The organism is Snodgrassella sp. W8158, from assembly GCF_016100435.1.
Lineage (GTDB): Bacteria > Pseudomonadota > Gammaproteobacteria > Burkholderiales > Neisseriaceae > Snodgrassella > Snodgrassella alvi.
On the sequence record NZ_JACFSM010000002.1, the window covers coordinates 271,513 to 293,055 of the forward strand.

Annotated in this window: 18 protein-coding genes and 2 tRNA genes; 15 read left to right on the forward strand and 5 right to left on the reverse strand. The window is 42.0% G+C overall.

Translation table 11 applies throughout. The annotated features are described in order from the left end of the window. Positions 1 to 63 precede the first annotated feature (63 nt). From hda to H3V11_RS05810, 7 genes are all read left to right on the forward strand, one after another. Entirely contained in the window at positions 64 to 732 is a 669-nt protein-coding gene (hda, locus tag H3V11_RS05780; protein ID WP_084550498.1) for a DnaA regulatory inactivator Hda, read from the forward strand. After that, positions 729 to 1,394 carry an HAD family phosphatase gene (locus H3V11_RS05785; protein ID WP_084550501.1) on the forward strand — a complete coding sequence of 222 codons (666 nt, stop codon included), beginning with the start codon at positions 729 to 731 and terminating at the stop codon, positions 1,392 to 1,394. The genes hda and H3V11_RS05785 overlap by 4 nt, the downstream gene beginning before the upstream one ends. 729 nt (positions 1,395 to 2,123) lie before the next feature. Next, positions 2,124 to 4,394, forward strand: coding sequence for an NADP-dependent malic enzyme (locus H3V11_RS05790; RefSeq protein WP_198223829.1), 2,271 nt, complete (start codon positions 2,124 to 2,126; stop codon positions 4,392 to 4,394). A 77-nt stretch (positions 4,395 to 4,471) separates the two neighbouring features. Next, complete coding sequence (gene greB / locus H3V11_RS05795; RefSeq protein ID WP_084547692.1) at positions 4,472 to 4,978, forward strand: transcription elongation factor GreB; 507 nt, start codon at positions 4,472 to 4,474, stop codon at positions 4,976 to 4,978. Positions 4,979 to 5,175: 197 nt separating this feature from the next. Beyond that, positions 5,176 to 6,087, forward strand: a complete 912-nt coding sequence (locus H3V11_RS05800; RefSeq protein WP_096765648.1) for a MoxR family ATPase — start codon at positions 5,176 to 5,178, stop codon at positions 6,085 to 6,087. After that, entirely contained in the window at positions 6,071 to 7,006 is a 936-nt protein-coding gene (locus H3V11_RS05805) for a DUF58 domain-containing protein (RefSeq protein ID WP_198223831.1), read from the forward strand. The genes H3V11_RS05800 and H3V11_RS05805 overlap by 17 nt, the downstream gene beginning before the upstream one ends. Continuing rightward, positions 7,000 to 9,000 (forward strand): DUF3488 and transglutaminase-like domain-containing protein, encoded by a 2,001-nt coding sequence (locus H3V11_RS05810; protein WP_198223833.1) that lies wholly within the window; start codon positions 7,000 to 7,002, stop codon positions 8,998 to 9,000. The genes H3V11_RS05805 and H3V11_RS05810 overlap by 7 nt, the downstream gene beginning before the upstream one ends. Before the next feature lie 531 nt (positions 9,001 to 9,531). Here the strand turns inward: H3V11_RS05810 and H3V11_RS05815 are convergent. The 3 genes from H3V11_RS05815 to grxB all read right to left on the reverse strand — a co-directional run bounded on the left by H3V11_RS05815 (position 9,532) and on the right by grxB (position 12,963). After that, positions 9,532 to 10,206: an XRE family transcriptional regulator gene (locus H3V11_RS05815; protein ID WP_198223835.1), complete on the reverse strand. Its 675-nt coding sequence runs from the start codon at positions 10,204 to 10,206 to the stop codon at positions 9,532 to 9,534. A 134-nt stretch (positions 10,207 to 10,340) separates the two neighbouring features. Continuing rightward, entirely contained in the window at positions 10,341 to 12,053 is a 1,713-nt protein-coding gene (locus H3V11_RS05820) for a thiamine pyrophosphate-dependent enzyme (RefSeq protein WP_198223837.1), read from the reverse strand. A 262-nt stretch (positions 12,054 to 12,315) separates the two neighbouring features. Further along, positions 12,316 to 12,963, reverse strand: a complete 648-nt coding sequence (gene grxB, locus H3V11_RS05825) for a glutaredoxin 2 (RefSeq protein WP_198223839.1) — start codon at positions 12,961 to 12,963, stop codon at positions 12,316 to 12,318. Between the two features lie 221 nt (positions 12,964 to 13,184). Between grxB and hemF the strand changes: the two genes are divergently transcribed. After that, positions 13,185 to 14,111: an oxygen-dependent coproporphyrinogen oxidase gene (gene hemF, locus H3V11_RS05830; protein ID WP_198223841.1), complete on the forward strand. Its 927-nt coding sequence runs from the start codon at positions 13,185 to 13,187 to the stop codon at positions 14,109 to 14,111. Positions 14,112 to 14,136: 25 nt separating this feature from the next. On the opposite strand, the gene H3V11_RS05835 is transcribed toward hemF, so the two are convergent. Then, on the reverse strand, positions 14,137 to 15,369 hold the full coding sequence (locus H3V11_RS05835) for a chloride channel protein (protein ID WP_198223843.1): 1,233 nt from the start codon (positions 15,367 to 15,369) through the stop codon (positions 14,137 to 14,139). Positions 15,370 to 15,514: 145 nt separating this feature from the next. Here H3V11_RS05835 and H3V11_RS05840 point away from each other — a divergent pair, with 145 nt between their 5' ends. After that, on the forward strand, positions 15,515 to 17,143 hold the full coding sequence (locus H3V11_RS05840) for an ABC-F family ATPase (RefSeq protein WP_198223845.1): 1,629 nt from the start codon (positions 15,515 to 15,517) through the stop codon (positions 17,141 to 17,143). Between the two features lie 49 nt (positions 17,144 to 17,192). Beyond that, positions 17,193 to 17,738, forward strand: a complete 546-nt coding sequence (locus tag H3V11_RS05845; protein WP_078474451.1) for a GNAT family N-acetyltransferase — start codon at positions 17,193 to 17,195, stop codon at positions 17,736 to 17,738. A 48-nt stretch (positions 17,739 to 17,786) separates the two neighbouring features. Here H3V11_RS05845 and crcB read toward each other — a convergent pair whose 3' ends face one another. After that, positions 17,787 to 18,173 carry a fluoride efflux transporter CrcB gene (gene crcB / locus H3V11_RS05850; RefSeq protein WP_078474455.1) on the reverse strand — a complete coding sequence of 129 codons (387 nt, stop codon included), beginning with the start codon at positions 18,171 to 18,173 and terminating at the stop codon, positions 17,787 to 17,789. A 123-nt stretch (positions 18,174 to 18,296) separates the two neighbouring features. On the opposite strand from crcB, the gene H3V11_RS05855 reads away from it, so the two are divergent. The 5 genes from H3V11_RS05855 to H3V11_RS05875 all read left to right on the forward strand — a co-directional run bounded on the left by H3V11_RS05855 (position 18,297) and on the right by H3V11_RS05875 (position 21,424). After that, positions 18,297 to 18,833: an NUDIX hydrolase gene (locus H3V11_RS05855; RefSeq protein ID WP_025330368.1), complete on the forward strand. Its 537-nt coding sequence runs from the start codon at positions 18,297 to 18,299 to the stop codon at positions 18,831 to 18,833. A gap of 16 nt (positions 18,834 to 18,849) precedes the next feature. Next, the gene (gloB, locus tag H3V11_RS05860) at positions 18,850 to 19,605 is read left to right on the forward strand and encodes a hydroxyacylglutathione hydrolase (RefSeq protein ID WP_198223847.1); all 756 of its coding nucleotides are present in this window, start codon (positions 18,850 to 18,852) and stop codon (positions 19,603 to 19,605) included. 157 nt (positions 19,606 to 19,762) lie between these two features. After that, positions 19,763 to 21,103, forward strand: a complete 1,341-nt coding sequence (locus tag H3V11_RS05865) for a deoxyguanosinetriphosphate triphosphohydrolase (protein WP_078474456.1) — start codon at positions 19,763 to 19,765, stop codon at positions 21,101 to 21,103. Positions 21,104 to 21,262: 159 nt separating this feature from the next. Further along, positions 21,263 to 21,339: transfer RNA gene (locus H3V11_RS05870), tRNA-Arg, on the forward strand. A 10-nt stretch (positions 21,340 to 21,349) separates the two neighbouring features. Next, a tRNA-Glu gene (locus H3V11_RS05875) sits at positions 21,350 to 21,424 on the forward strand. Positions 21,425 to 21,543: the final 119 nt, after the last annotated feature.

A 21,543-nucleotide genomic window follows, 5' to 3' on the forward strand; every position in this document is an offset into this window, starting at 1 on the left:
GATATGAACTAAGCAGACAGCTACAATCAAAGGTCGCACTAGCTTTCAAACTGGTCTACTGTAGTGAACCAACTGATATTTGACTTTGACGATCGTAGCTATCCCGGATTTGATAAATTTCTTGGCCATACCAATGCGGAACTGATTTATGTGTTACAGCATCAGGCTGACCCGTTTATCTTTGTCTGGGGGGAAGCAGGCAGTGGTAAAAGCCACTTGCTCAAAGCATGGGTGGCTCAAGCACAGTCACGCGGGCTGAAAGCTGAATATGTTGATGCAGCCAGAGAAGGCCTGGGACACTGGCTGTTCGATCTGGATTGTGTTGCCGTAGACCAGATTGAATTACTCAGTGCCACTGAACAGCAGCAACTATTTTCTCTCTTCAACCATTTTCGCAACAGCCGGCACGGTAATCTGCTTTTAAGTTCAGCAATTCCTCCTCAGCAGCTAATGATCCGTGAAGATTTACGTACACGCATGGCCTATTGTCTTGTCTACGAAATCAAACCATTAAGTGATGATGAAAAATTCAACGCTCTGGTAGGCATGGCTCATGCACGGCAAATACCGGTTGATGAAGAAGTAATCCGCTATTTGCTGGCTCACTGGCGCAGAGATCTGGATAGCTTGCTGCTGATGCTCAATACCCTGAATGATTATTCACTGGCGCAGGGTCGACGCATCACTCTTACATTATTGCGCCAGTTACTTAAACAACAGGAAAATGCATGAATCTGGCTATTTTTGACCTTGACCACACACTGATTAACTGTGATTCAGATAATGAATGGCCGAAGTATCTGATGCAAAAGGGACTGGTAGATAAATCGTTTGTTGACATGAAAAATGACAAATTCTACCAGGATTACCTGAATGGCTGTCTGGATATTGATGAGTTTCTGAAATTCCAGCTTGCACCACTGGCGCGCTTTAGCCGCGCGGAGCTGGATGAAATGCATAATGAGTATATGCGTGATTTTATCGTGCCGCATATTTCTACTATGGCTAAAATGCTGGTTCAAGGACACCGCGATGCCGGTGATGAAATGCTGCTTTTGTCTGCTACTAATGAATTTATTATCGCACCCATTGCAAAAGCGTTTGGTATTCAGAATATTATCGGCGTGCAGTTAGAAACAGATGCAGACGGTAACTATACCGGACACTATACAGGTACGCCCAGTTTTAAAGAAGGCAAAGTTACCCGCTTGCAGCAGTGGCTAGCACAGCGCGGACAGCAGCTGGAAGATTTTAGTAAAGTGTATTTTTACAGTGATTCGCATAATGATTTGCCTTTGCTCAATTTGGTAACTGATCCGGTTGCCGTTAATCCTGATGAGAAACTGGTACAGTATGCCCATCGCCATGGCTGGCCGATACTGAATTTTATGTAATGATGTATCATAACTTTGGCAGACAGTGTACAGATTTCAGGCTAAGTGATCGCTATCAGCCCACTTTACGTGATTTAAATGCAGCATGGCTGACCAATTGAAATGGAAGGTGGCGATTATCAGATACTGGATAATCCGAAGCTGGCTGTAAAAAACTCTAGGTTGAAATTCATACTAGTCTGAAGCCGGCGTTCCTGATATCAGATGCGCCGGCTTATTGATATACCAGTTAAAATTTGCTGAAATCATTGTCTGATTAATAGCATAGTTTTTATTTAAATAAATCATATTCTGAATAATATGGTCAGATTATAAAACTATAATTTCTCTTTTAAATTAGTTTAACTGAACTGTATTTCCTAAATTTATATAAATTAATCAGTAGGTTGTATTGTATGAAATATAATGATTCAGACTGAATATAAATTAACCGGTAAAAATAATTTTAATAAATACTGACTGTTGTTTTATAAAAATAAGAAAACGTTTTTTCCGGTTTAAAGAATAGTTGTTTTAAATCCAGCAGAATCGCAAGAACCGGATGTTTGCAATGAATGGCAATTGATTATACTGATAATAAAGCGGTGTATGATTTTGTTAATTAACGCTATAATGTGAATAACTTTTATCTTGGCCATATTTAGTAAATTGCTCGGGTAAAAGTGACTTTTTAGCGTGCTCTTTCAAGAACAGCTTACTGGTGTTGAAAACCTAAGACTGAGAAAAGATATGGATGAATTAATCAAAGAAGCAGCATTACATTTTCACGAAGAACCCCGTCCCGGTAAAATTCAAATTACGCCTACCAAACCATTGGCTACCCAATATGATTTGTCACTGGCCTATTCACCGGGTGTGGCTGCACCGTGTATGGAAATTCACCGTGATCCCCTGAATGCATACAGATATACTGCACGCGGTAATCTGGTTGCAGTTATTTCCAATGGTACAGCGGTACTGGGTTTGGGTAATATCGGTGCTCTGGCTGGAAAACCGGTGATGGAAGGTAAGGGAGTACTGTTCAAAAAATTCGGTGGTATTGATGTATTCGATATCGAAATTAATGAAACTGATCCAGACAAACTGGTAGATATTATTGCTTCATTGGAGCCGACATTTGGCGGTATTAACCTTGAAGATATTAAAGCACCGGAATGTTTTTATATTGAGAAAAAACTGCGTGAGCGTTGCAACATTCCGGTATTCCATGATGATCAGCATGGTACAGCAATTATTACTGCAGCAGCGATTAAAAATGGTCTTGAAGTTGTTGGTAAAGATATCAGTCAGGTTAAACTAGTATGTTCCGGAGCCGGTGCAGCAGCGATTGCCTGTCTGGAGCTGCTGGTTGCGCTGGGTATGAAGCGTGAAAATATCACTGTGTGCGATTCAAAAGGTGTGATTTACCAGAATCGTGAAGAAAACATGGTGGAATCGAAAAAATTATTCGCCATACCGGATAATGGTCAGCGTAAGCTTGCTGATGCTGTTCATGACAAAGATATTTTCCTTGGATTATCTGGTCCGAATGTGTTGAGCGTGGATATGCTCAAAACTATGGCCAAAGATCCGATTATTCTGGCTATGGCTAATCCGACTCCGGAAATCTGGCCGCCTGAAGCTAAAGCTGCACGACCGGATGCGGTAATTGGTACCGGACGTTCTGATTTTCCGAATCAGGTAAATAATGTTCTATGCTTCCCGTTTATTTTCCGTGGTGCACTGGATGTAGGTGCAACTACCATTAATGAGCAGATGAAGCTGGCCTGTGTGCATGCTATTGCTGAACTGGCCAAAGCTGAGCTAAGTGATGAAGTTTCTGCTGCTTATGGCAATACCGAGCTTTCTTTTGGACGTGAATATCTGATTCCGAAGCCATTTGACCCTCGTTTGATTGCTGTAGTGGCGCCTGCTGTAGCCAAAGCAGCTATGGATTCCGGTGTGGCAACCCGTCCGATTGATGACATGGAAGCCTATGTAGAGAAACTGAGTCAATTTGTCTATAAATCCAGCCTGTTTATGAAACCGGTATTCTCTCAGGCGAAAAAAGAACTGAAACGTGTGGTATTGTGTGAAGGTGAGGATGAGCGTGTTCTGCATGCAACGCAGCACATTGTTAACCACAAGCTTGCCTTTCCGATTCTGATTGGCCGGCCGGCAGTAATTGAAGCACGTTCGAAAAAACTGGGTCTGACTATACAGCCAGGCAAGGATTTTGAGATTGTAAATAATCAGGATGATCCTCGCTACCGTGAATACTGGCAGGCTTATTACGAGCTGCGTAAACGTCACGGTGTCACCGAGGAAATGGCTCGGCGCCGGATGATTAGCAGTTCTACTCTGATTGGTGCAATGCTGGTGCGGATGGGTAGTGCTGATGCATTACTGTGTGGCACGGTAGGTCGCTTCCATGATCATTTCAATATTCTGGAAGAAGTAATCGGCTATAACAATCCTGAACAGAATGCCTGTGCTATGAACGCACTGATTATGACTTCAGGTAATATGTTTATTGCTGATACCTATGTTAATCCAGAACCGACTGCAGAGCAGGTTGCTGCTAATACACTGATGTGTGTTGATGAAATGAAACGTTTTGGTATAGAACCAAAAGTGGCTTTGTTGTCCAATTCAAACTTCGGTTCACTTGATCAGCCAAGCAGCACCAAAATGCAGGAAGCGCTTGCTTTAATTAAAGAGGCAGCTCCGGAACTAAACGTGGATGGTGAAATGCAGGGTGATCTTGCACTGGATGAAAAACTGCGTCAGAAACTGATGCCGGACTGCAAACTAAAAGGTGCAGCAAACTTGCTGGTAATGCCGAATGTTGAAGCAGCGAATATCAGTTACAATCTGTTACGTACTTCATCTCATGGCGTAACAATTGGCCCGATTCTGATGGGTATGAATGAATCTGTACATATTGTTACTCCTATGGCTTCTGTACGCCGTATAGTAAATATGGTGGCTTTGGCTGCTGTAGATGCCCAGCGTAAATAATCGCTGAATTCTGGAAGAATCATGCAGGCTGTCTGTGTTTTCAGACAGCCTTTTTGTGTCAATTATGGAGACAGTTTATGAGTAATGTGTCAGCACCCCAGACTGCACCTAATTATATTACCCCTTCGGGCCATCAGGCTTTACAGGATGAGCTTTATCAGCTTGTTCATAAAGAACGCCCTGAAATTGTTAATGTGGTGAACTGGGCAGCGGGTAATGGTGACCGAAGTGAAAATGGTGATTATTTGTATGGGAAACGCAGGTTGCGTGAAATTGACCGACGTATCCGCTTTCTGACTAAAAGACTGGAAGCTGCACAGGTTATTGATCCGGAAGCACGTGAACCCAGTGATCAGATTTTTTTTAGTGCTACTGTAACTATTTTACGCGGCAATGGTCAGGAGCAGACTGTACATATTGTTGGTACAGATGAAATTGATACCAGTAGAAATAAAATTTCCTGGGTTTCACCGCTTGCGCGTACTTTATTAAAAGCACATGAAGGTGATGAAGTGCGTTTGCATGGCCCTGATGGAGTGGAAAATATTGAAATATTAACAGTAGAATATATTCGCATTGAATAATGTACACATACTCATGAATAGTGTTAATATTCGTTATAAAATTTAATTTTAACAAATTATATACGTATGTATTGCTGCAAAAATATATGTATAAAATAAATTTTGTATAAATAATACAGAATTATTTCCAGTAGTTACATTTTGCGATAACAAACCCGATATCACTGCCGGATTTTTTATTATTACTGTATCCAAACATGAATCCAAAACTCGAACCGATTTTCAAACAACTCAATGCCCTTATTCTGGGCAAACAACAATTGCTGATACAAATTGTTACCTGTGTACTGGCACGCGGGCATATTCTGCTTGAAGATGTACCAGGAGTTGGTAAAACCACACTGGCGCATGCACTGGCAGCGGTACTAGGATTAAATTATCAGCGCGTACAATTTACTAACGATATGTTACCGGCTGATTTGCTGGGTGTCAGCATATTCCAGCCAAATTCCAATGAGTTTATTTTTCATCCGGGACCGGTTTTCAATTCTTTTTTACTGGCTGATGAAATTAACCGTGCTTCTCCCAAACTGCAATCGGCTTTGCTCGAAGCTATGGAAGAGGGGCAGGTATCTGTGGATGGTAAAACCTATGCGCTGCCGAAACCATTTCTTGTAGTTGCTACCCAGAATCCGACAGAACAGCTTGGTACTTACCCTTTACCTGAATCGCAGCTGGATCGGTTTATGATGTGTCTGAGTATTGGCTATCCGGCAGAAAAAGAAGAAAAACAGCTCTACATCTCTGGCGGCCGTCGCCAGTTTGTGCCACGCATTAAAGCAGTATGCAATGCGGAAATATTACAGCAATGGCAGGCAGAAGTATCCAAAATAAATTTATCTGCAGCTGCAGCGGATTATGTTTATCGGCTAGTTGCAGCTACGCGTACTCCGGGCACATTCGCAGTCGGGCTGAGTCCGCGTGCCGGATTGGCGGTAGTTCAGGCTGCAAAAGCATATGCATGGGTACAGGGAAGGGCACATGTTATTCCGGAAGATGTGAAAGCTGTCTGGGTAGCAGTAGCGGCACACCGCCTGCAACCTTTACAAAGTCAGTCCCGAAGCAGTACTTTACTTACAGGAATGCTGGACCATGTGGCTGTGGTCTGAGACACCTGCACCTACACTTATTGACGGGCACACAGCTTTGCGTGCACGTAATATACGTGTCAACCTGACACGTATGGGCTGGGGTGTGGCTATTGCCAGTTTTCTGTTATGGGTTATGGCAGTTAATTATCAGGTAAACGTAGCCCATGCACTGGTGTTCTGGTTAGTGGGCATTTTATTATTTGGTGCACTTGCCGGTGTCCGCCAGCTTACCGGGATAGTATTGGCGATTAAACCCCAACAGGAATATTTTGCCGGTAAAGAATGTGTTCTGACTTTGCGAGCCTGTGACAGCTGCAAACGTACACGCTGGTTATGGCTGCAAACAGCACAGGAAATAACCGGTACAGCCAGTGACTGGGAATTGTGGACAATTACACCAGAAAATACTGAATTTCTCTGGAAATTACCTCCGCAGCGCCGCGGTATTCTGCCACCGTTAATACTTGCCGGAGCCAGTATGGCGCCATTTGGGTTGCTGATGATTAAAACTCAATGGGAATTTACTGAAGAACTTGTGATTTTTCCAGAACCTTTAGAACATACTATTTCAGCACAGCGTAGCAGTGATGACGAACCCAGCACCCAAATCAGTCTGAGCGGTCAGGATCCGGCTTATCTGCTGCCTCATCAGAGTTCAGCTTCAATGCGGCAGATAGCATGGAAACATTATGCCAAAACAGGTGATTTATTGGATAAATATTTTGAACAGGGAGGTAAGCGGGCTGAGCCGCTACTGATTTCCTATCGGGATTATCCTCAGGGAACCAGCCTGGAAAAGATGGCGAGTATGATGTGCTATCGGGTACTGGCAGCAGATGCTATCGGGGAAAAATATATACTGGAGTTACCAAGACAGCGCTATGAGGCAACGATAGGTCAACGGACAAAATGTCTGAATGCTTTGGGTAGATGGTAATGTGGCTTGCTGATCCGGTTTTTTTACGTAAATCCCCATCTGTACGCACTCAGCTTATTCTGTTACTGATGCTGGCATGGGTATCGTTACCCTTATTATTTGAATTACCTCTGAGTGTGTGCGCTGCATTCGCTCTGTTGTGGATTGCACGCGTTGCTTTGCTGTTTACCAGTATTAAAAAATTGCCGTTATGGGCATTAATAATATTGCTGGTGGCTACTTCTGTATGGGTATATTTTCGTGTGGGAACGATTATTGGCCGGGATGCCAGTGTTTCTTTGCTCATGTTAATGATAATACTCAAGGCATTTGAAGGTGAAACCTTACGCGACTGGCAAATATTATTGTTAGCTCAGCTAGTACTGATGGGCGGCGGTCTGCTGTTTAATCAAAGTATATTAATGGCCCCCTGGCTGATTGTAGCGTTGTTCTGCCTGATTTCATCTCTGGGATTACTTGCGGGCATCAAACCTATGACGGCAATACGGCAGGGTGCAGTAATTTTAATTCTGTCTTTTCCACTGGCCGTTATTTTATTTATAGCGATGCCGCGCAGAAATACGCCATTATGGGGTGTGCCGCAGCCGCAGCAATCATCTGTTACAGGATTGTCGGATACCCTTGAATCAGGGAGTGTCAGCAATCTGATTTTGAGTAATGAACTGGCTTTCAATGTTATCTTTGATAATAATGCTATTCCACGCAATGCTGATATGTACTGGCGTGTAATGGTAATGGGTAATAACACGGATGGAAAATGGCATGCAGTAAAAGAACAGTATACGGATGAAGATACTTTACAGCTGCCAAGCAGAGCTTTGCTGGAACAGCGTACCGACAGTAAAATGGTAGGATATGAGCTGATTATTCAGGATGATCACGGGCGATTACCGGCTCTGGATCAGCCTTTGCCTAATGAACAGTTTGGTTTCAGCCGACGAGTAGGTAACGTTGTCAGGGTCAATAATAGTCGCGAAGGTCTGCGCAGGGTACATTTATATTCTCAGATGACACCATACCTGCGTCAGCAAATGGATCAGGGTTTACTGAATTATTATACCCAGTTGCCGGATGGACTGAATCCTGAAACCCGCAGACTGGCAAAACAGCTGGCCGATAAATCTGGCGGCAGCGAAGAGTTTATCAATCATATACTAACTTATTTCAAAAGCAGTCATTTTCAATACACTCTAACCCCAAAACGGAACAATGAAACACAGAATAAAATAGATTATTTTTTATTCGAGGGACATGAAGGTTTTTGTGAAGATTATGCAGACGCTATGGTGTGGCTGGCTCGTTCAATCGGTGTACCGGCACGAATCGTAATTGGTTATCAGGGAGGAGAATATCACCCTGACAATAAGTTCTGGCAAATTCGCAGTAAGGATGCCCATGCATGGACTGAAATCTGGATTGCTGAAAAGGGTTTATGGAAACGGGTAGATCCGACCACGGCAGTTTCATCAGTGCGTATAGACAAAGGGGTGGAAAGTGCTTTACCGGCAGAACAGCGTGCCGGATTATCTTCAGCTTTTCCGTTATTACAGAAATATCTGGATAATGGTCAGTTTTACTGGCAGCAATGGGTGGTTAATTATGATAGGGGTAGTCAGAAGTCAATACTTAGCTGGCTGAATTTAAAAAATATACCTGTATATGTACTGATAATAGTCATTATAATCGCAATTGTCATTACGTCACTTCCACTGATTTTCTGGTTACGCCGTCAGGGTAATGTGCAGACTCAGCCATTAACCGATGGTATTAATCTGCTTAAGCAGACTATTGTAGAAGGTGAAGAGTCAGAATTATCTGCAATCGGTCCGCTTGAGTTACAAAATATACTGGCAGAGCATAATTTGCTTAATGAAGATTTGGCTGCTTTATTGACACAGTATATAGACTGGCAGTATGGAGCAGCAGGAATGCCAGACATGCGCAGCCAGCGCAAATGGTTGCGTAAAATGAAGAAAGCTGTACGCAGTCTGTAATTATGCCGATTATCCTGATACATCATATCGAAGTTGTCTGGATAAATTATTAAGCACAGAAACGAAAACTACCCAGCAATCAATGTTATCAAGAGCTGGGTAGTTTATTATTACATTTAATGACCATATTAATTTTTAGATCAGTCGTGTTTCCGTGTGGTCTGGAATGCCTGACTTTCCGAAATCACTACTGACAGATAACTTTTACTCGGTTCGAATAAAAGTTAAGAAATAACAATACTTTAAATTCTTTGGAATGAAAAGGAGTAATTAATGTTAATAATTAACTATTTGATTTTAAAAAATATAAAAATAGAATAGATTGTTGTTAAAAATATAATATTTTTTAATTTTGAAGTTGCTTTTAGATTGTTGATGCTGCCGGATATTTGTATCTTGCATCACTAAAATTTTATTTCATATTAATTAGCTATCTTTATGAATTAGAAAAATATTTTATGTTAAATGTATAAAAAATTTTGATGTCTATTTTCAAAATGTCAGAAGATAAAAAGAAATAAAGAATATTAACTAGCCACAACGCCAAATTTTTTTTCCTAAAATTATAAAGTTATCTAGATGATTATAAGAAATCTTAATAGTTTCATAATCACTATTTGAGCTTATGAGATTTATACCATCAACAGTTTGACGGATTTGTCTTATAAAAAAATGTTTATTGTAAGTAATAGCATATATTTCACCATCAACAGGTTCAACATCATTAGTGTTTATCATAACAATGTCATTATTTTCCAAGTTAGGAGCCATGCTGTTACCTTTTACACGCATAGCACGCAAATCATCAGGAATTAAATTTTTAGATTTGAACCAATTATTATTTATGAGCAGGGGTTCTTCAAATTCTGATAAAACCCATTTGGTATTTTCATGATTTTTTGATAAATCAATATTGTATATCATAATTTTTTTATATCCGTCACTTGGACCGGGGTTTTCAGTTGGTTTTGGATTTTCTTCTGTTTGTATTAAATTTTCCCCTGTATATAGCCATGTAACCGTTACTCCTAAAATTTTTGCTACTTCCTCTAACCGTTTTCTTTTTGGAGCTGTGGCTTTAGTCTCATCTTTATTTTCCCATAGTTGGATAGCTGTAATTGATATATTTAACTTCTCTGCTAATTCAGCTTGGGTTAAACCTTTATTAGTTCTAGCTTGTTTAATACGGCTATGAATAGTGTGCATAAATTTTGACTTATTTTTTATTTCAAATAATAAGAGATTCAAGAATACAATTAAATTATTAATTTAAATAATTATTTTTTGATTAATGTGTAAAAAAGTGCCCGCTGCATCAATCAGCGGGCCTGTTAAAAGGTTTAGATGTTATTTTTGATCATATCAATAACTTCTTTGCCTTTACCTTCGAGGATGGCTTTAGAACCATACCAGACCATGTTTTTCACATTTTCATAGCTGATTGCTGGTGGCATTATCAGTTCTTTATCACTGATTACGACATCCAGTAATGCAGGACCTTCGTGTGCAAGAAATGTTTTTACAGCGGCCTCCAGCTCAGAAGATTTGCTTACGCTTTGAGCACTGAAACCACAGCCTTCTGCAATGGTTTTGAAGTCACCGTTTTTCAGGTCAACATAGACTTCTACCAAACCTTCGCCTTTTTGTTCCTGCTCCACGAAGTTCAGGGAACTGTTGTTGAAAACAACAATTTTAATCGGCAGATTTTCCTGTTTGGCAGTAAGCAGATCACCCATCAGCATGGCTAAACCCCCATCTCCGGATAAAGAAATGACCTGTCTGCCCGGAAAGGCTTTCTGGAAACCATAAGCCTGTGGCATACCGTTTGACATGGTGCCGTGTTTAAGGCTGGTCAGGAAGCGCCGTTTGCCGTTCATGGTTAAATAGCGGGCTCCCCATAGCATTGGTGTTCCTACATCTGCGGTAATCAATGCATCATCACTGGCATACTTATCTATCAATTCGATTAGTTGCTGGGGGTGAATTGGGTGTTTGTCATCCGGAGTGGCATACGTTTCAAATTTATCCATAATTTTGGCAAATAAAGCGGTATGGTGCTCCAGAAAACTGCTGTCGTTACGAGTCTGTATTTTCGGCAAAATTGTTTGCAGAGTGGTTTTAACATCACCAACCAGCCCTAGATTAATCGGATGACGCAAGCCTAACTGAGTAGCTTCATGATCAATCTGGATGATATTGGCCTTTTCCGGATAATATTCAGACCATGCAAAGCTGCAACCGAGTAATAATAAGGTATCGCAGTTTTTGATAGCATCATAACCAGCCTTAGTACCAAACATCCCGGTCATACCCACCTGATAAGGGTTATCCCAGGCAATGCTGTCTTTAGCACGGGAAGTGTGTACAACTGGTGCCTTTAGTTTTTCTGCCAGTGCAATTACTTCATCATGTGCATCTTTAGCGCCAAAACCAGCGTAAATGGTGATTTTATTTCCCTTATTAATCGCTTTAACCAGTTCTTCGATTTCGTTATCATTCGGACGGGTGACTGGCTGTGGGTGCCATATTTTTACTGGTTTCTCAGCTACTTCCATTTTGCTGATGTCGCTGGGCAGAATAACAACGGCTACACCGCGTTTATTAATGGCAGCTTGTGTGGCCTGAGTGAATATACGCTGAGCTTCTTCCGGCTGGTTTACCATCTGGCAGAAAACGCTTGTATCCTGATAGACCTTGAGGAAATCCACTTCCTGCGGGAATCCGGTGCCCATAGAAGTGGCGGCCAGCTGACTGGCAATAACAATTACTGGTGCATTATTGCGGTTGGATTCGTATAAGCCGTTAATCAGATGCAAGCTGCCGGGACCGCAGGAACCGGCACATGCAGTAAGTTTGTTTGTAATCAGAGCTTCAGCGCCGGCAGCAAAGGCAGCTGCTTCTTCGTGACGTGTATGCACCCAATTAATGCTACTTTTTTCTATCGCTTTGCCAACAAAGTTCAGCGTATCACCGATAATGCCGTAACAGTTGCTGACACCGGCTTCGGTAAGAACATCAACCAATATTTCTGATACAGTTTTCGTTTTAGACATGCTGTATTTCCTCTTAAAATTGATTATTTATTTCAAAAATAATAAAGTAAATATTTTCTTGCTATTTATTTATATAACCATATGTTATAAATAAATAAAATTTTATATTAATTCTTTATCAATATTGTTTGTATTGTAATATTGTGTAATCAACAAAACAAGATTATTGTTGAAAATCATTTAAAAGCGATATTTTCGAATAAATTTTTATAAAAATGGCAGCCTTTCTGTTTTGCCGGCTGCCAAAAAAACTGCTTAATAATCAGATTGCGCGGTCATCAAACAATGGAATGCGGGTAATCCGGCTAATGCTGTGCATATAATCCAGCACTGGCGCAGTCCATTCGATTCCTTTGACCATAGTCATATTGCGCAGTAAGGGAAATAAAAGAATATCTTCCATTCCGAAAGTACCATTACTACCATGATCATTCACAATTAACGGCGATAGTGCAATCAGATCGGCATTGAACCGGTTAATATAGGTCTGACTGTTTTGTAAATGGTGCTGAAAATCACCAAAAATAGCTGTTTTTTTGTTGATGAAATAGTTGATGGCATTCTGAGTAGCAAACTCAGGCAGGTTAATACTGGTGCAGCGCGGTAAAGTCAGGAAATTACGGTAAGTATCAACAATTTTTATCCAGCCTTCAATTTCAGGACGTACAGTATTGTTTATAAGAGCAGTACCAGAAAGCTGATCAATGTAGTGAACGATATCTAGACTTTCACCCATGGCAGTACCATCATTTTTTACCAGAATCGGTACCATTTTTTTTCCGATTAATTTATTCGGAGTGTCTTCGTCATCATTCAGCAGATAGATATTTTCTACCGGTACTATTTTTTTACCGAATATCATTCTGGCTCGTACACAGTAGGGACAATGGTCATAAATATAAAGTTGCATTCAGATTTCCTTTTCGGATTTAGTGTGTTGATTAAATGTACAATATACAAAAAATATCATGTTTTAATATTTATACTGATAGTTTCGTATTGTTAAATAAGCGATAAATACTGTCAGGTAACAATAATACTGATTAAAATAATCTGTTATTGTAGATTGTGTATTACAAATATTAATTAATATTATACATATATTAATTAAACTTAGTTTACGGTTTTTTCATGAGTTGCGATGTCTTTAATCAAAATCTGGATTTTTTTCAAAACTTACAATTACATTTGGCTGATGCCCTGGCAAAAGAAGATGGTACTGCGGGGTTTGTAACAGATGAATGGTCTGGCAAATTGGGAAACGGGCGCAGTATGGTGCTCAAACAAGGAGCTGTGTTTGAACAGGCTGGCGTTAATTTTTCTCATGTTAAAGGTACCGCTATGCCGGCTTCAGCTGTGCGTAAACGCCAGTATCTGGCAGGAGCTCCTTATGAAGCAATGGGGGTATCACTGGTGGTACATCCGTGTAATCCATATGTACCTACCAGTCATGCGAATGTACGCTTATTCATTGCATATCCGGAACGCAGTAACCCGGTCTGGTGGTTTGGCGGCGGTTTTGATTTGACCCCCTTTTATCCATTTATTGAAGATGTGGTGCATTGGCATAAGGTTGCTTATGATGCATGTCTGCCTTTTGGTGAAGCGGTATATTCAGAATTCAAAAAGTGGTGTGACCGTTATTTCTATCTGCCTCACCGGCAGGAACAGCGAGGTGTAGGCGGATTATTTTTTGATGATTTAAACCGCTGGGATTTTGCTCGTTGTTTTGCTTTTATACGAGCAATAAGTGCTGCTTATTTACAAGCTTATCTGCCTATTGTGGCGCGGCGCAAAAATATGGATTTTGGCGAGCGTGAACGTCAGTTTCAGTTATACAGGCGCGGACGTTATATTGAATTTAATTTATTGTGCGACAGAGGCACTCAGTTTGGTTTACATGCCGGTGGGCGAACAGAATCTATTCTGATGTCTATGCCGCCTTTAGCCCGCTTTGAATATCAGTATGAACCGGTACCTGGTTCTGCTGAAGCCGGTCTGGCCGGATATTTACAGGCGCGTGACTGGCTGACAGAAGCAGAAAACTGTCTGGTTTGATTAGTAAAATTATTATATATACTGTTTAACTTTGTTTTTTGTTCAATCCTTGCTGGCAGGATAGTGCTGTAAGCAGACACAGGCAAATTGGCATTATCATGTCGGGCGTAATATTGGTTATTTCCAATACAAATAATATGGCGGTAAGAGGCATTTTTTGCTGTACTGCCAGAAAAACGGTAGCTCCGGTCACAACTGCGGCGACTATGGGAACAGGTGGCAGCATGCTGTTCCATGCAGTGGCTGCCAGTAATGCAATCAGACCGCCAAGCATCATCGAAGGAGTAATAAATCCCCCGTATGATCCGGCACGGGTGGCCAGTAGAAGCGCCAGCCATTTACCGATTAATAGTGCCAGAGCATAATGCCAGCTTATCTGGTCATTAAATAAGAGTTCATTACCGGCTTTTCCGTTACCAAGTATCTCCGGCAGTTGCATGGACAAAACCCCGATGAGTATAAAGGCACCGATACTGATAAAGATCAGCTTAGGGCTGGTACGCACAGCCGGTTTGCAACAGGCGAGCTGGTATTGTAACAGCCATGAGAATGCAACAATCAGTGGTCCCAGCAACAACGACCAGATTAACAGTGGACTGTTCAGGGTAATTGCCGGTAGCTGATAGGCTGGCTGGCTGCCCAGTCCGATCCGGCCTACCCATGCAGCGGTTGTACAGCAGATTAAAGCCGCAATAACAGTATTGCGCTGGAAACTGAATAATAAAGTTTCCAGTGCAAACAGAGCACCGGCCAGAGGTACATCAAAAACCGCGGACAGACCGGCGGCTGCACTACAGGCAAGCAGGACTTTTCTCTCTTCTGTACTGATGTTAAATCGCCGGCCGATAAAATCTGCAATGGCTGAACTGATTTCACGTGGCGCTGTCTCACGTCCGAGAGGTGAACCCATGCCTACTGTGAATATCTGTAACATACCATGAAAGAAAGTAGAAACTAACGGTATAGGTGTGGCATTGTTGCCTATTGCCTCTTTGATATCAACCAGTTTAGGAGCAAAACGGTGCAGCAGGTACCAGCCGGTGCCCGCTATTACGCCACATGCACTTAATGCAAGTAAACGATGTATGGCTGTGGTTTGTTCGACAATATTACGAAATGTGATGCCGTCTGTACGGACTATTCCGTACACTAACTGCTGAATTAAATGCAATAATCCGATAAGTGACACGCCTGCCACGCCAGCGATGGCACCACAAAATAGTAATAAGGCAATCAGTTTCGGATTTAATCTGAACATGGCATGATAAATTTGCGATAAATCAAAGGTACTATTGCATTTTAAATAACGATATTGTAAACGACAGCACAGAATTTGCCGAATTTTGGCACTCGTCTGTGTTAAAATCAGAATATTTTGTCAGGAATTTAAAGGAAGTATTACGGTGATCAGTACCAATAAAATTACGATGCAGTTTGGCGCGAAGCCTTTGTTTGAGAATGTATCGGTTAAGTTCGGTGGGGGCCATCGTTATGGGTTGATTGGTGCCAATGGTTCGGGTAAATCAACTTTTATGAAGATTCTCGGTGGTGATCTCGAACCTACTAGTGGTGAGGTGGCCATTGATCAGGGTCTGCGTCTGGGTAAGCTGAGACAGGATCAGTTTGCGTATGAGGATATGCGCGTACTGGACGTGGTACTGATGGGGCACACAGAAATGTGGGCAGCCATGACAGAACGCGACGCCATTTATGCTAATCCGGATGCTACTGAAGATGATTATATGCACGCGGCCGATCTGGAAACAAAATTTGCCGAGTATGACGGCTACACAGCTGAGGCACGGGCGGGAGAATTACTTGCCGGTGTCGGTATCGATGAACATCTGCATAATGCCAGCATGAGTGAAGTTGCACCGGGTTTTAAACTGCGTGTATTACTGGCACAGGCACTGTTTTCCAAACCGGATGTGCTGTTGCTGGATGAACCGACCAATAATCTGGATATTAATACTATTCGCTGGCTGGAAGGTGTGTTGAACAGCTATGAATCCACCATGATTATTATTTCGCACGACCGCCATTTTCTGAATGAAGTATGTACTTATATGGCCGATGTGGACTATGGTGGCATTACTCTGTATCCGGGCAATTACGATGATTATATGCTTGCCTCTACACAGGCACGTGAACGTACTTTAAAAGATAATGCTAAAGCTAAGGAAAAACTTCAGGAATTACAGGAGTTTGTGGCACGTTTTTCTGCCAATAAATCCAAGGCAAGACAGGCAACCAGCCGGGCGAAACTGGCTGATAAAATTAAGGCAGATATGGTGGAAGTGAAACCTTCCAGCCGTCAAAGCCCGTTTATCCGCTTTAATTTTGATGATAAGAAAAAGCTGCATCGGCAGGCGCTTGAAGTTGAGGATTTATCAAAACGTTTTGACCGGCAATTGTTTAAAAAGCTGAATCTGATGCTTGATGCCGGTGAACGTCTGGCAATTATCGGTCCTAACGGTGCCGGTAAATCTACACTGCTGAAATTACTGGCTGGTGCATATAATGAAGCATACACTGATGGCATTAAAGCAGATAGCGGTACTATAAAATGGGCAGAGAAAGCACAGGTTGGCTATTACCCGCAAGATCATGAAAATGATTTCGATGTATCTATGACTTTGACTGAATGGATGCGTCAGTGGGGCAAGGAAGGCGATGATGAGCAGGTGATTCGCGGTACTTTAGGCCGTCTGCTTTTTGGCAGTAATGAAGTCGGCAAGCAGGTACAGGTACTTTCCGGTGGTGAAAAAGGCCGTATGCTATATGGTAAACTGATTTTGCAGGAACCTAATGTGCTGGTAATGGATGAACCTACAAATCACATGGATATGGAAAGTATTGAGGCGCTGAATATGGCGCTGGAAAAATTCCCGGGTACTCTTGTGTTTGTTTCTCATGACCGCCAGTTTGTTTCCAGTCTGGCTACACAGATTATTGAGCTGGATGGTGAAGGTGGTTATGAATATTATCTGGGTGATTATGAAGGTTATCTGGCTAAAAAAGGTGTAGTTTAATATTTGTAAGCTGCCTGTGTTTACAGGCAGTTTTTTATATGGGAAAAAAATGAATACCGGCAAAAGTAACCCAGTTGAGCTGATTGAATGTAATGAAAAGGAACATGCGGCAGCCATTCTGGCGCTGTTTAACGATACTATCGCCACCTCAACTGCACTGTATGATTATGAGCCCCGTTCACTATCATTTATGCATGGCTGGTTTGCAGCTAAACGTGAGCGCAATTTTCCGGTTATCGGTGCAGTTAACGGTCAGGGTGAACTGATGGCTTTTGCTTCATGGGGTGCATTCCGTGATTATCCTGCCAATAAATATACGGTGGAACACAGTGTATATGTGCGTAATGACTGTCGCCGGCAGGGGCTGGCACGCAAACTGATGCAGGAACTGATTGTACGTGCACGTCAGGCTGATTTACATGTGTTAATGGGTGTGATTGATGCAGCCAATGACAGCAGTATTGCTCTGCATGAACAGCTTGGCTTCAAACATGTTGGCACATTGCCTCAGATTGGTTTTAAATTTGGTCACTGGCTGGATGCGGCACTTTATCAGTTAATTCTGGATACACCAGCTCAGCCTGTCGATGGTTAATAGTAACTCGGCTTTTTACAAAGCTCGCCATCAATACAAAATCATATCTTAGCCGGTTTTAAGCCACCAGTGCACAGTTACCAAACCCAGAATAGTCAGCAGTAAAGAACCGCCTGTATGCAGCAGTATATGTGTTACTGCCAGAGTATAACGTTGTGACAAAAGCATTTGCACGGCTTCGAGTGAGAAGGTGGAAAACGTAGTCAGCCCGCCGAGAAAACCAGTAATAACAAACAGACGCCATTCCGGAGCGATCTGGGTAAAATGTATACACAATGCACTGAACAGACCAATCAGATAAGCACCGATCCAGTTTGCCAGCAGTGTGCCATAGGGCAAACCGGAATGAAGCGTATTCAGCGAGATTCCCAGAAGCCAGCGCATGATGGCACCCAGAGCTGCGCCGGCAGCAATGGCAAATAAAGATAAATACATAATCAATCCAATCATACAACGAATATACAATTAATAATTTTAAACTAAAGCCGGACATGCCATATTGCCTTCTGCTGCTGAAATGACTACGCTAGTGTTTTTAGACATATAGAAAGTATCAATATGGATCTGACTGAAACCAAAATTTCCAGTAAAGAAGTTTATCGCGGTTCCTTTTTAAATGTTTCAGAGGACACTGTTCGTTTACCCAATGGCAACCAGGCACAGCGGGTAGTTGTACAGCATCCGGGTGCCGCGGCTGTACTTGCGGTTACGGCTGAGCAAAAAGTGGTATTGGTACGACAGTGGCGCTATCCGGTAGGTGAGGCTTTACTGGAAATCCCGGCAGGTAAGCTGGACGGAAAAAATGAAGATCCTGCGCATGCTGCTTTGCGCGAGCTGGCTGAAGAAACCCCTTATACTGCTGCTGAAGTAAAACTGATACATACTTTTTATACTGTTCCCGGTTTCGGTGATGAAAAAATGTATCTTTATCTGGCTGAAAATGTGCAACCAAATAGTGCTCTGGCGGCGGATGAAGATGAAATTATTGAACCAGTGTTGCTCAATCGTGAGCAAGTGCGTTCGGCACTGGCAAATAATCAGATTCATGATGGAAAAACGCTGATTGCTTTGCAGTACTGGTTGTTATATTGTTAATAAATTTATATTTGTCATGAAAATAATCCCGTTACCCGCTCTTTCTGATAACTATATCTGGCTGTTGCAGCAAGAAAATCAGGCTATAGTAATTGACCCGGGCGAAGCACCTGTTGTCATAAATTATCTGACTGAACACAACCTGACCCTGGATGCTATCTGGCTTACTCATTCTCATTATGACCATATTGATGGGGTGGCGGAATTAAAAAAACATTATTCGCAATGCCAGATTACCGGTTGCATTGATTGGCATATTGTGAATATACCCGTAACTGAAGGCAGTAAATTTCAGGTATTCGGTCAGCATGTAACAGTTTGGCATATTCCCGGGCATACTACAGATCATTTGGCTTATTTAGTATGCGATTCTGTCGGTCGTTACAGAGTATTTTGTGGTGATACGCTGTTCAGTGCAGGCTGCGGACGAGTGAATGGGACTATGGCACAATTGTTCAGCAGTTTGCAGCGTTTAAACAGTCTGCCGCCTGATACCTTGTTTTATCCGGCACATGAATATACCGCAGCAAATTTGAAATTTGCACAAGCCGTTGAACCGAATAATTCTGCAATCAGAAAAGCATTAGTACAGGCAGATAAATTACCTACCTTACCGGTAAGTCTGGCACATGAACGCACAATCAATCCTTTTTTGCGTACCAGTCAACCGGAAGTGATTGCCACATTACGCCAAAAAGGCCTCTCAGAGCAGCAGCTTGCCCAACCATTGGCAGTGTTTACTTATTTAAGGGAGTGGAAAAATCATTTTTAAAATTAATCACAATGTGACTTTTTGCATGTTATGATTATTTCAACATAATAACGAAGGAATAAATGAGTTGAAACTGAGCTAAAGAATGGCGACTGATAATCTCAGCCGGCATATAAAGCTTTCAATTTATCTGAATATGAAAAAATCATCATATTGCATGGACTGGACTAAGTTGCTCAGTACCCAGCGCTTTAAGCCGGAAAATGGGTGTATTGTGCCTACAGTGACCGCTTCAAGTGAAGAGGGGGCGGATGCACTGCGTACTGATTTTCATATTGATTATGATCGTGTGGTTTTTTCCAGTGGTTTTCGCCGTCTCGCCCGTAAAACGCAGGTTCATCCGTTTGCCTTACATGACCATACGCATAATCGTCTGACTCATAGTGTTGAAGTTGCCAGTGTCGGGCGCAGTCTTGGAAATCGAGTCGGTGTAATGCTGAATGCCGGACATTTCCTGCCATCTGGCAGCCATGCTGCTGATATCGGGGCGATTGTACAGGTTGCCTGTCTGGCTCATGATTTCGGTAATCCGCCATTTGGTCATACAGGTGAAGATGCATTGCGTGAATGGTTCCGTGATCCGCAGCATGCTCATTATTTACAGGAATTAAGCAATACAGAACGCAATGATATCGAAACTTATGAAGGAAATGCACATAGCTTGCGTCTGGTAGCCAGTCTGGAAATGTATCAGAATGATGGCGGAATGCGTCTAACTGCTGCTGTTATCGGTGCTTTAATTAAGTATCCGTGGACCAGTTCTGCACCGCATAGGCGGAATAAATTCAATATTTATCAGACTGAGTTGCCCTTTATGCGTTGTATTGCAGAACAGCTGGGGTTACCGCAAACCGGTGAAAATCAGTGGATGCGCCATCCGCTTTCATATTTAATGGAAGCTGCTGATGATATTTGTTATGCCTTGCTGGATTTGGAAGATGCTGTCGAAATGGGATTATTACAGGTGGCAGACGTAGAGCAAATTCTATCCAGGCTGACAAATAAAGAATATTTCTGGCAGTCTTATAGCAGTCAGGAGCGTTGTGCCCGCTTGCGCGGAATTGCCATCGGAAGAGCAGTAGACGATATTGCACATACTTTTATTAAGCATCATCGGGATTTATTGAACGGTTCATTTCGCGGTAAGGATTTGCTTGCTCTGGCTAGTCCGGATGTTAGTGAAGCTCTGAACGCTGCAAAAGAGCTGGCTCGCACACGTATATTCCGCCATCAAAGTAAGCTCATTACTGAAATTGCTACTTTTCCTTGTCTGGGTTCGATACTGGGTTTGCTTGTACCTGCGGTGCATGCCTTTATTAAAACCGATCAGCTTAGTAAAAGGCAAGAGCTGGCATTGTCATTATTAAAAGAACAAAAACTGGATAAAAAGGATGGTTTATATCTGGGATATATGAAAGTTCTGGATTTTGTAGGTGGTATGACTGACAATACTGCGGCAAAGCTGGCGCGTGAAGTATCCGGAATCGGAATGCTGTAGATTTTTTTGCTTATATAGTTGCAAAATAAATATATAAAAATCAAGATATTTATCTATTTGTTTTCATTTTTATCTATTTTTGGCTTGCCAAAAGACCATTTATTGCGTATTATCGCGCTTCTTGATTTTCGGTGACTCTTAAACGAGTTCGAAAGCAGTGCACCCGTAGCTCAGTTGGATAGAGTATCTGGCTACGAACCAGAGGGTCGGGCGTTCGAATCGCTCCGGGTGCACCATCAAGCTAATGCGCCCATCGTCTAGCGGTTAGGACATCGCCCTTTCACGGCGGTAACCGGGGTTCGATTCCCCGTGGGCGTGCCAGATTTTAAAACCTGTTTGATTTTTCAAACAGGTTTTTTATTTTAGTTTGAAATATTACTGGTTTAATTGTTTAGTCCTGAAAATATAACTGCTGAATTTAGTTATTAAATTTTTCAGGT